Below are 11,056 nucleotides of genomic sequence, written 5' to 3'. Positions count from 1 at the left end.
AAATCATCCGCCTCGACGGAGCGCTGCGCTTCCCGCCCAAGTAGCCCCTCTCCCCCTTTGCCCGCGAGCGTGCGTGTCTGCACACGACACGCCGCTCGCGAGCAACATTATGCGCACCCTCGGTGCGCGCGAGCGTGCGCGAACTGCTGCGGAGCCGCGGCGTGTTCTGTGCAAACACGCACGCTCGCGCCAACGTGGGGAGTGCTACTTCTTCTTCGCGTTGAGCCTGGTGACGATCTCGCGGAAGTCGTCGGTCTTGAACGACTGCTCCTCCGCGGTGTTCGCGTAGTCGAGAACCGCCAGCACCGACCGCTCGAGGTGAATGTTCAACAGCCGCTTGGTGCTTTCGACCGCTTGGCGAGGCAGCTCCATGATCTTCTTCGCGCAGGCGATCGCCTCGCTCAGCGGGTCTTCGACGACGTGATTCGCCAACCCCAGCTCGGCGGCGCGCTGCGCCGAGATGCGGGCGCCCGTCAACGCGTACTCCTTGGCGTGCAGCAGGCTCATCTCCAGCGGCCACACCAGGGGCCCGCCGTCGGCGGCGACCAGGCCGACCTGGACATGCGGATCGGCCAGATAGGCATCGTCTTTGATGTAGACGATGTCCGACAGCGCCACCAGGCTGCACCCCAGACCCATCGCGGGACCGTTGACCGCCGCGACCACCGGGATGCGGCAGCGCGCCATGCCCAGCACGATCTCGCGACCGTGCAGGATCGTCTTGGCGCGAAGGTCGGCGTCCTGGCGCAACTCCTCGAGATAGCCGAAGTCGCCGCCGGCCGAAAAGGCCCGTCCCGCACCGGTAATGACCGCCGCGCGGGCCTCGCGGTCCTCCGCGAGCCGCGGCCACAACCAGGCGAGCCCGCAGTGCAGATCGTCGTTGACCGAGTTCAGCGATTCCGGCCGGTTCAGCGTGATGATGCGGAGCGCACCGTCGGCCTGGACGTCGATCTCCGGGGGTAGGTCGTACAACTCAAACTCCTAATCCGAGAATGCGCGAAGCGATGATGTTCTTCTGAATCTGCGACGTGCCGCCCATCACGCTCTGCGCGCGGCTGTACATGTAGGCGCCGAACAGTTCGGGATCGCTCGTGCCCACGGTGGCCAACGCAGCATGCCCCACGGACTGCTCGACCCACGTCATCAACAGTTTGTCCAGCGACCCCTGCGGCCCGTGGGTCAACCCGTCGAGTTGTTCGGAGAGCCTCCTGCGCACGTGCAGCCTCAGCATCTCGGTCTGCACCCACGCCCAGGCCAGCTCCTCGGGAGCCGGTCCGTCCACCCGGGATGCCAACTGCCGCACCAGCTTTCCGTAGCGCGCCGAGAAGCCCAGCGTCGAGGGTTCCCGCTCGTGGCTGACGACGGTCATCGCCAGCTTCCAGCCCTCGCCGGGCGCGCCGACCATGTTCTCGGCGGGCACCCGGGCACCGTCGAACAGCACCTGGCCGAACTCCTTGGTGACGCCGCTGATCATCTTCAACGGCCGCTGTTCGATCCCGGTCTGGTGCATCGGCACGATGAACGCCGAGATGCCCTTGTGCTTCGGCACATTCTTGTCGGTGCGGGCCAACAGCAGACACCAGTCGGCCACATCGGAATAGCTGGTCCAGATCTTGTGGCCGTGGATGACGTACTCGTCACCCTCACAGGTCGCCGTCGTGGTCAGCGACGCCAGATCCGAACCCGCCCCGGGCTCGGAGAAGCCCTGGCACCACCGCTCGGTGCCGTTGATCATTCCGGGCAGGAACCGCTGCCGAAGCTCTTCGCTGCCGTGATGCGACAGCCCGACCACCAGGTATCCCAGGCTGGGCCGCGCCGGCGCCCCCGCCTTGGCGATCTCCTCGTCGACGATGACATCGTAGACAGGTGGCAGATCCTTTCCGCCATACTCTTTCGGCCACGACGTGCCGAAGAACCCGGCTCTGTAGAGTGCCTGATGCCACGCGCCCTGCGCGGCCCAGTACTCGTCGCCCGATGTCGGGAACTTCCCCTTCTGCTCGGTCAGCCAACCGCGCAACCGCTCGCGAAATGCGGCTTCGTCCGGTGAGTCACGAAAGTCCAATGGACAACTCCTCCAACTTCACGGGCCAGGTCTCGGTGGCGGCCAACACCCGGCGCAGGTAGACGTGGGCCAGGCACTCCCAGGTGTTGCCGATGCCGCCGTGCACCTGAATCGAGGTCTCGCAGACGGTCAAAGCCGCTCGTGCACAGTAGATCTTGGCCACTCGGGCCGTCTCGATCGCCTCGGGGGCCGGTAGCTCGTCGACGGCCCAGGCGGCATGCCGCGAGACGCTGACCGAACCCTCGATCAGGGCCAGGCTCTCGGCGAGCAGATGGCTGACCGCCTGGTACGACCCGATGGTTGCGCCGTACTGCTCGCGCACCTTGGCGTACTCGACGGCCAGATCCTGGGCGCCCCTGGCGGACCCTACGAGGTCGGCGCATGTGACCGTCAGCGCCAGGGCCCGCCACCGGCCCGCATCCTCGTCCGACAGTCCGTCGAGCTCGGCGGGCGATTCGATCACTCCGGCAAGGCTGTTCGTCAGGTCGACCGACTCCCTCGGTTCGGCGACGGCCGGTTCATGCCCGCTACGTGCCCGCAGGTCGTCGGCGAGCACCGGCCCGATGAACGGCACGTCGACCAGGCCACGGGCGAACTCCTCGGCCACGATCGCCACCTCGACACCCGACGCGCCGTCCGAGCGCAGCGTGCGAAAGCCGGTGGCGTCCACCGCCTTCTCCAGTCGGGCCAGCCTGCTGGCATCCTCGAGATCGGCCACCGACCCGGGGCCGAGGTCATCGGCCAGGCTCGCGGCGGCGGACCGCAGCTGTTGTTGTTCACTTGTCAGACGGACGTCCACAGACGCTCCTTCAACACTCGACGCAGAACCTTCCCCGACGGCAGCCGCGGGATCTCGGGCACGACGACCACCCTTGTAGGCCGCTTGTACGACGCCAGTCGCTCCCCCACCCACGCCGCCAATTCGTCTTCGGGCACTGCGGTATTCGTCTTCACGGCGGCGACGATCGCTTCGCCGTTGGCCGTGTCGGGCACACCGAAGACCGCGCAGTCGTCGACCGCGGGATGCCCGTGCAGCACCGCCTCGACCTCGGCGGGTGCGACCTGAAAACCGCGCACCTTGATCATCTCCTTCGACCGGTCGGTGATCCGCAGCCAGCCGTCGTCGTCCAGATAACCCACGTCGCCGGTGCGGTACCACCCGTCGTCGAAGGCCGACGCCGTCGCCGACTCCGGCAGGTAGCCCACCATCACCGAATCCGACTGCACCTCGATCTCGCCGGCCTGCCCCGTCTCGAGGGCCGCACCGCTGTCCAGCGACACCACCCGCACCCGCACACCGGGCACAGGGCGGCCCACGGTGTCGAGGTGTCGGCCGTCGACGTCGTTGCATGAGATGACCGGTAGCTCGCTGGCGCCGTACGCCGTCGCCCACTTGACCCCGGTCCTGGCGGTCACCGCCTCCGCGACGCTCTGGGTCACCGGCGTCGCGCACCACATGATGTAGCGCAGCGACGACAGATCGTGCGACTCCAGATCCGGGTGTGCGGCCAGCGCCAAAGCGATTGGCGCCACGGCCATCTCGATGGTGATCCGGTCGCTTTCGATGTGCCGGAGCATGGTGTCGATGTCGAAGCGCCGATGCAACCGGATCCACGTCCCCGTCTCGAGCGCCATCACGATGTTGAGCAGACCCAGGATGTGCGAGGGCGGCGTCATGATCTGCATGCGGTCCGACGACGACAGCTGCAGAGCATTGCGCCAGTGCCGAACCGCTACGTCGAACGCGGCGTGGGTGTGGCGCACGGCCTTCGGCATGCCGGTGGTACCCGAACTGAACACGAACAGCGCGTCGGCCCGGGGATCGGGTGCGTCGAATTCACGGTCGCCGGCGACGATCGGATCGTCGAGCGAGAGCATCGGCATGAGTTCGGCGAGCAACGGGTGATCACCGACCGCATGCACCGGCCGGGTCAGCGTCAGCGCGTGTTCGATCTCCGTGCGCCGCCACGCGGGGCTGAGCAAGACCGCCGAGGCGCCCAGCCGCCAGACGGCGCGCAGCGCCACGACGAACTCGGGTCGGTTCGACGACATCAGCGCGACCCTGTCGCCGGCGTGCACTCCGCGCTCTTCCAGGGTGGCGGCCATTCCGGCACTCAGCGCGTCGAGCTGCGACAGCGTGTAGTCCCGCTGCTCGAAGGCGAGCGCGATCGCCTCACTCACACCCTGTCCTCACTAGTGGTCACCGGGCCGGAATTCGCTTTGAGAATAGCGTATCATTTAGCGAGAATGATATTCTCGCCCAGTTAGAACCGATATGCCAGGAGAGTTGTTGATGACGGCGGATCCGATGCCTGACCAGCCAGCACAGGGCGGACAGGTGACGATCGTGCTCGACCGCAAGAAGGTGTCGGTGACGCGCGTCGCCGACGAGACGCTCCTGGAGAGCGCCAGGCGGGCCGGGTTGTCCCCGCCCTTCTCGTGCGAAGCGGGCAACTGCGGCACCTGCATGGGCAAGCTGACCGAGGGCCGCGCCACGATGCGGGTCAACGACGCGCTCGACGAGGACGAGGTCGACGAGGGATACATCCTCACCTGCCAGGCGATTCCGGATACCGACACGATCTGCGTGACCTACGACGACTGAGCCGTGATGTCGCCGTGTTCGTCGACGCGGGGCGCCGGTCGATACTCCGGTTCGTAGCCGGCGATCTGAATCGGGCTGCGCACCAACCGGAAATCACCCGCGGTCACGATCACCTCGGGCGTCTGCTCCAGCGCCTCGGGCAGCGTGCGCACCGCGGCGACCGGAAGACCCAACGGGCGCAACCGCGCTTCCCACCCCGCGGCCGTGTCGGTGGCCAGCGCGGCGGCCACGACCTCCAGCACTTCGTCACGCTTGGCCGCGCGTTCGGCCATCGTCGGAAAACCCTCGATACCCGCCTCCGCCGAGAACGCCCGCCAGAACCCGTCGTGCGTGATGAACAGCGCCAGATAGCCCTCCGCCGTCGCGAACAGCTGTGCCGGAACGTAATACGAGTGCGCGCCGAAGGGATAGCGCAACGGCACCGCGCCGTCGTTGAGATATGCCGAGGCGCGGTAGTTCAGCTGCGAGAACATCACGTCGCGCAGGGACACGTCCACCTGACCACCGCGGCCCGACACGATCTGCGCCAGCAGTCCGAGCGCCGCCGCCAGACCGGTCGAGTTGTCGGCCGACGAGTACCCCGGCAGGGTCGGCGGCTCGTCGGGATGTCCCGTCATGGCCGCCACCCCGGTGGCCGCCTGGATGACGTAGTCGAATGCGGGGTCGTCGCCGCCCTCGAGCCCGAAACCCGTCATCGCGACACAGACGATGCGTTCGTTGAACCGCCGAAGCGATTCGTACGTGAGGCCGAGCTTCTTGATCGCGGACGGCTTCATGTTCACCAGCAGCGCATGGGATTCCGCGACAAGCTCGCCGAGACGTGCGCGGCCGTCCTCGGACTGCAGATCGAGGACGACGCTCTTCTTGTTGCGGTTGAGACTGGCGAAGTAGCTGTCGCCGACCTGACGGGAGATCTCCCCGCCCGGCGGCTCGACCTTGATGACCTCAGCGCCCAGGTCGGCCAGCAGCATGGTGGCGTACGGGCCGGCCAGCATGACTCCGACCTCGATGATCCGGATGCCGGCCAGCGGTGCGCCAGCGCTCACCGCACCGCCTTGGCCAACTCCGCGATGACCTCGCGCGTGCGGTATTTCGATGCGATCAGCTCATCGCGATTCTCGCCGATCGGCAGCAGACGTACGGACAGGTCGGTCACTCCTGCGTCGGCGAATCGCTTGAAGCGTGCCAGGATCGCTTGCTCGTCACCGGCCGCGCAGAGATCGCCGACATCGCGGGCGTCGCCACGGTCCAGCAGTCGCTGGTAGTTCGGTGACGTCTCGGCTTCGGCGAGGATGCGGTTCGCCCGGTCCTTGGCGGCTTCGATCTCCGAATTCGCGCACAGGCACACCGGTATCCCCGCGACGATGCGGGGAGCGGGCCTGCCTGCCTCGGCGGCAGCCTTGTTGATCTTGGGGGCGATGTGCTCGCCGATTGCCTTCTCGTCGGCCATCCACAGCACGGTGCCGTCGGCGCGCTCCCCGGCGATCTGCAGCATCACCGGACCCAGTGCGGCCACCAGGACCGGCAGCGGGTTCTCCGCGCCGAGGACCGTCGGGTTGTGCACCGTGAAGGTGTCGTTCTCGACGTCGACGTCGCCGGGGCCGGCGAGTGCGGCGTTGAGCACCTCGAGATAGTCGCGGGTGTACGCAGCCGGCTTCTCATAAGGGATGCCGAGCATGTCGCGCACGATCCAGTGGTGCGACGGTCCCACCCCGAGCGCGAGCCGCCCGCCCGCCACCGCATGCACCGACAGCGCCTGACGCGCGAGCGCGATCGGGTGCTGCGCCTGCAGCGGCACCACCGCGGTGCCGAGCTCGATCTTCGAGGTGTGCGCGGCCATCAGCGCAACCATGGTCAGACAGTCGAAGTCGTTGGGCACCTGCGGCATCCATGCGGTATCCAATCCCGCAGATTCGGCCCACTCGATGTCGGAGACCAGCTTGTTGACCTTGCGCGCCATATCGCCGCGTTCGGCCCCGATCATCACGCCAAGGCGCATGTCAGTTCTTCCTCCGGGAGTTCAGCGGCGAGCGAGTCATTGCTCGCTCAATGTCAGCTTGCGGACCTCGTCGACCAGCGTGTCCAGCGAAGTGCCCGTGGGGAACACCGCAGCCGCGCCCGCGGACAGGAGCTTGGGCACATCGCCCTGTGGGATGGTGCCACCGACGACGACGGCGATGTCGCCGGCGTCGGCCGCGCGCAGCGCCTCGACCGTGCGCGTGGTGAGAGCCACGTGCGCGCCCGAGAGGATCGAAAGCCCAACCAGCGCAACGTCTTCCTGCAGGGCGATCGACACGATGTCCTCGATGCGCTGCCGGATTCCGGTGTAGATCACCTCGAAGCCCGCGTCGCGCAGCGTCCGCGCGACGATCTTGGCGCCGCGATCGTGCCCGTCAAGGCCGGGTTTGGCGACCAGGACCCGCACCGGGCCGGCCGTGGAAGAGTCCGCCATCAGAACACCACCGGCTGCTGGAACTCGCCCCACACCGACTTCAACGTCGAAACCATCTCTCCAACAGTGCAGTAGGCGTTGGCGCAGTCGACCAGCTTGTGCATCAGGTTGTCGTCACCTTCGGCCGCGCGCGCCAGCGCCGCCAGTGATGCGGAGACCGCGGTGGCGTCGCGCTCGGCCTTGACCTTCGCGAGCCGCTTGAGTTGCAGATCGCGGCCCTCGGCATCGAGTTCGTAGGTCGCGATCTCGGGCGGCGGCTCGTCGGAGACGAACTTGTTGACCCCGACTACCGGTCGCTCGCCCGATTCGATCTCCTGGTGGATCTTGAACGCCTCGTCGGCGATCAGGCCCTGCAGGTATCCGTCCTCGATCGCACGGACCATGCCGCCGTGGGTTTCGAGATCGTGCATGATCTCGATGATCTTCTCCTCCGTCGCGTCGGTGAGCGCCTCGACGAAGTACGACCCGCCGAGCGGGTCGGCGACCTTGGTCACGCCGGTCTCGTAGGCGAGGATCTGCTGCGTACGCAACGCCAGGGTCGCCGATTCCTCGCTGGGCAGTGCGAACGGTTCGTCCCACGCCGCGGTGAACATCGACTGCACGCCACCGAGCACCGCGGCCATCGCTTCATAGGCGACGCGGACGAGGTTGTTCTGGGCCTGCGGCGCGAACAGCGATGCGCCGCCGGCCACACAGCCGAATCGGAACATCGACGCCTTGTCCGACGAGGCCCCGTAGCGCTCGCGCACGATCGTCGCCCAGCGCCGCCGTCCGGCGCGGTACTTGGCGATCTCCTCGAAAAAATCACCGTGGGTGTAGAAGAAGAACGAGATCTGCGGTGCGAACTGGTCAATCGTCATGCGCCCGCGTTCAACGACGGTGTCGCAGTAGGTGACGCCGTCGGCGAGGGTGAACGCCATCTCCTGCACCGCGTTGGCGCCCGCGTCGCGGAAGTGCGCACCGGCAACCGAGATCGCGTTGAACTTGGGCACCTCGGCCGCGCAGAACTCGATGGTGTCGGCGATCAGCCGCAGCGACGGTTCGGGCGGCCAGATCCACGTGCCGCGCGATGCGTACTCCTTGAGGATGTCGTTCTGGATGGTGCCGGTGAGCTTGGCCCGCGGCACCCCCTTCTTCTCTGCAGCGGCGACGTAGAACGCCAGCAGGATGGCGGCGGTGCCGTTGATCGTGAAGCTGGTGCTGATCTTGTCCAGCGGGATGCCGTCGAAGAGGATCTCCGCGTCGGCGAGCGTGTCGACCGCGACGCCGACCCGGCCGACCTCTTCGCCGTACTCGGGGTCATCGGAGTCGTAGCCGCATTGCGTGGGCAGGTCCAGCGCCACCGACAGCCCGGTTCCGCCCTGGTCGAGCAGGTAGCGGTAACGCCGATTGGACTCCTCGGCCGTCCCGAACCCCGAATACTGGCGGAACGTCCACGTCTTCCCGCGGTACCCCGTGGCGAAGTTTCCGCGGGTGAACGGATACGTGCCCGGCGGAGGCGGTTCCGTCGCCCGGTCCGTCGGCCCATACACCGGCTCGAGCGGGATCCCCGACGGGGTCTGTACTGGCTCGCTCATCACGGATAACGTACTTGCAAAAAATGAGAATGCCAATACCGCAGGCCGGAAACGTGCACCGGAGAAGGGGCGTCCCCCACCGTCGAAAGCCCGCGAAGACCCGGTACACAGCGAATATGGCACTTGCGTAAAATGAGAACGCCAATACCGGCTGTAGTCGGGGTCCGCTAGCATCGTGGGGCGACGCAGGTCGCAGCCAAAGGAGGTCCATGTCCGCCTTCACTGACCGCACGCTCGTCGTCTCCGGCGGCAGTCGCGGCATCGGTCTCGCGATCGCGCTCGCCGCGGCCAGGCGGGGCGCCAACGTCGTGCTGCTGGCCAAGACGGCCGAACCTCATCCGAAGTTGCCGGGCACCGTGCACACCGCGGTCGCGGAGGTCGAGGCCGCCGGCGGCAAGGGCGTGGCGGTGGTCGGCGACGTCCGACAGGAAGAGGACGTGCAACGTGCGGTGGACGCGGCCGTCGAGCATTTCGGCGGCGTGGACGTCGTGGTCAACAACGCCAGCGCCATCGCCACCGAGCCCACCGAGCAATTGGCGGCCAAGAAGTTCGACCTGATGATGGACATCAACGTGCGCGGCACGTTCCTGCTCACCAAGGCGGCGCTGCCCTACCTGCGCAAGTCCGCGGCACGCGCCCAAGGAGCCGAGCCGGCAGGCGCGCACGTGATCACGCTGGCGCCGCCACTGAACATGAACCCGCACTGGTTGGGCGCTCACCCCTCCTACACCTTGTCGAAGTACGGAATGACTCTGCTCTCGCTGGGGTGGGCCGCCGAGTACGCGGAAACCGGCATCGGATTCAGCTGCCTGTGGCCCGAGACCTACATCGCGACGTCTGCGGTCGCCAACGCGCCCGGCTTCCAGGAGATGCTGGACCGGTCGCGCGACCCGCAGATCATGGGTGACGCGGCCGCGGCGATCCTGTCGCGCCCCCCGGCCGATGTGAACGGCAAATGCTTCATCGACTCCGAACTGCTCGCCGAGTCCGGCGTGACAGACCTGTCGCGCTACGGCGGTGGGGACGACCCCATCCTTGATATCTTCGTCGACAAATCATGAGCATCGCACTGCTGCTCGAGATGGCCTCGAGCAATCCGGACCGCACCGCCGTGGTGTCGGGTGAATTGCGGCTGACCACAGCCGAGTTGAGTGAGCTGGCCGACGGCGGGGCTGGTGTCATCGCCGCCTCGGGCGCATCGCACGTCGCATACGTCGGCATGGGCGGCGCGTTGCTGCCGCTGCTGTTGTTCGCGTCGGCGCGGGCCGGGGTGCCGGTGACGCCCCTGAACTACCGGCTCAGCGCCGACGGACTCCGCGAGCTCATCGACCGCCTCCCCCAGCCTCTCGTCGTCGCCGACGCCGAATATCGCGAGATGGTCGCGGGTGCGGGCAAGCAGGTCATGGGCTCCGACGAGTTCCTTGACGCCGCGCGCACCGCCGAGCCCGCCGCGGAGTTCCCCGACCCGGAGGACGTCGGGGTCGTGCTGTTCACCTCCGGCACGACATCGCGCCCGAAAGCCGTTGAGCTGACCCACAACAATCTCACCAGCTACATCACCGGCACGGTCGAGTTCGATTCCGCCGAACCCGGTGACGCGGCGCTGATCTGCGTCCCGCCATATCACATCGCGGGCGTCAGTGCGGCGCTGTCGAATCTCTACGCCGGCCGGAAGATGGTGTACCTGCCGCAGTTCGACGCCGGCGAATGGATCCGGTTGGTGCGCGACGAGGGCGTGACGTCGGCGACCGTTGTGCCGACGATGCTGGACCGAATCGTCACCGCGCTGGAGGCCGAGAATGCATCGCTGCCGACGCTGCGCAGCCTGGCTTACGGCGGTTCGAAGGTGCCACTCCCGTTGGTGCGCAAGGCGCTTTCGCTGTTACCGGAGGTCGGATTCGTCAACGCCTACGGCCTGACCGAGACCAGCTCGACCATCGCCGTGCTCGGCCCCGACGACCACCGTGAGGCGCTTGCCTCCTCCGACGAGGCGGTCTTACGCAGATTGGGCTCGGTCGGTCAGCCGGTGCCCGGGATCGACGTTCAGATCCGCGATGCCGACGGCACGGTGCTCGGCCCCGGCGAAACCGGAGAGCTGTTCGTCCGCGGCGATCAGGTGTCCGGCCGCTATTCGGAGATCGGCTCGGTGCTCGACGCCGACGGGTGGTTCCCCACCAAGGACATCGCGATGCTCGACGAGGACGGCTATCTGTTCATCGGCGGGCGCTCCGACGACACGATCATCCGCGGCGGCGAGAACATCGCACCGGCCGAGATCGAGGACGTCCTCGTCGAACATCCGGCGGTGCGCGATTGCGCCGTCGTGGGCCCGGAGGACCCGCAGTGGGGTCAGATCATCG

Annotated in this window: 11 protein-coding genes; 3 read left to right on the top strand and 8 right to left on the bottom strand. The window is 67.3% G+C overall.

Going from position 1 to position 11,056, the window contains the following annotated elements:
- Nucleotides 1-204: 204 nt before the first annotated feature.
- Genes A5698_RS12130 through A5698_RS12115 form a run of 4 tightly spaced genes read right to left on the bottom strand, consistent with a single transcriptional unit; the run spans nt 205 to nt 4,243 of the window.
- On the bottom strand, nt 205-972 hold the full coding sequence (locus A5698_RS12130; protein ID WP_064346498.1) for an enoyl-CoA hydratase/isomerase family protein: 768 nt from the start codon (nt 970-972) through the stop codon (nt 205-207).
- Between the two features lies 1 nt (nt 973).
- On the bottom strand, nt 974-2,062 hold the full coding sequence (locus A5698_RS12125) for an acyl-CoA dehydrogenase family protein (protein ID WP_068296892.1): 1,089 nt from the start codon (nt 2,060-2,062) through the stop codon (nt 974-976).
- Complete coding sequence (locus A5698_RS12120) at nt 2,049-2,861, bottom strand: acyl-CoA dehydrogenase family protein (RefSeq protein WP_068296889.1); 813 nt, start codon at nt 2,859-2,861, stop codon at nt 2,049-2,051. The genes A5698_RS12125 and A5698_RS12120 overlap by 14 nt, the downstream gene beginning before the upstream one ends.
- Nucleotides 2,846-4,243 (bottom strand): class I adenylate-forming enzyme family protein, encoded by a 1,398-nt coding sequence (locus tag A5698_RS12115; RefSeq protein ID WP_068296886.1) that lies wholly within the window; start codon nt 4,241-4,243, stop codon nt 2,846-2,848. Before A5698_RS12115 ends, A5698_RS12120 begins: the two co-directional genes overlap by 16 nt.
- Nucleotides 4,244-4,355: 112 nt before the next feature.
- Here A5698_RS12115 and A5698_RS12110 point away from each other — a divergent pair, with 112 nt between their 5' ends.
- Nucleotides 4,356-4,667, top strand: a complete 312-nt coding sequence (locus A5698_RS12110) for a 2Fe-2S iron-sulfur cluster-binding protein (RefSeq protein ID WP_067084842.1) — start codon at nt 4,356-4,358, stop codon at nt 4,665-4,667.
- Here the strand turns inward: A5698_RS12110 and A5698_RS12105 are convergent.
- Genes A5698_RS12105 through A5698_RS12090 form a run of 4 tightly spaced genes read right to left on the bottom strand, consistent with a single transcriptional unit; the run spans nt 4,655 to nt 8,696 of the window.
- Entirely contained in the window at nt 4,655-5,713 is a 1,059-nt protein-coding gene (locus A5698_RS12105; protein WP_068296883.1) for a CaiB/BaiF CoA transferase family protein, read from the bottom strand. The genes A5698_RS12110 and A5698_RS12105 overlap by 13 nt on opposite strands.
- Entirely contained in the window at nt 5,710-6,666 is a 957-nt protein-coding gene (locus A5698_RS12100; RefSeq protein ID WP_068296880.1) for an LLM class F420-dependent oxidoreductase, read from the bottom strand. The genes A5698_RS12105 and A5698_RS12100 overlap by 4 nt, the downstream gene beginning before the upstream one ends.
- 36 nt (nt 6,667-6,702) lie before the next feature.
- Entirely contained in the window at nt 6,703-7,119 is a 417-nt protein-coding gene (locus tag A5698_RS12095; RefSeq protein WP_064346491.1) for a cobalamin B12-binding domain-containing protein, read from the bottom strand.
- Nucleotides 7,119-8,696, bottom strand: coding sequence for a methylmalonyl-CoA mutase family protein (locus tag A5698_RS12090; protein ID WP_068296877.1), 1,578 nt, complete (start codon nt 8,694-8,696; stop codon nt 7,119-7,121). Before A5698_RS12090 ends, A5698_RS12095 begins: the two co-directional genes overlap by 1 nt.
- Nucleotides 8,697-8,905: 209 nt before the next feature.
- Here A5698_RS12090 and A5698_RS12085 point away from each other — a divergent pair, with 209 nt between their 5' ends.
- Nucleotides 8,906-9,757, top strand: a complete 852-nt coding sequence (locus A5698_RS12085) for an SDR family oxidoreductase (RefSeq protein WP_068296874.1) — start codon at nt 8,906-8,908, stop codon at nt 9,755-9,757.
- Nucleotides 9,754-11,056, top strand: a 1,303-nt coding sequence (locus A5698_RS12080; RefSeq protein WP_068296871.1) for a class I adenylate-forming enzyme family protein, incomplete at its 3' end; no start/stop codon positions are given. The genes A5698_RS12085 and A5698_RS12080, both read left to right, overlap by 4 nt.

The organism is Mycobacterium sp. E136 (assembly GCF_001666865.1).
Classification (GTDB): Bacteria; Actinomycetota; Actinomycetes; order Mycobacteriales; family Mycobacteriaceae; genus Mycobacterium.
Note: the sequence above shows the minus strand (reverse complement) of the source record. Positions and strands in the feature narration are given on the sequence as shown.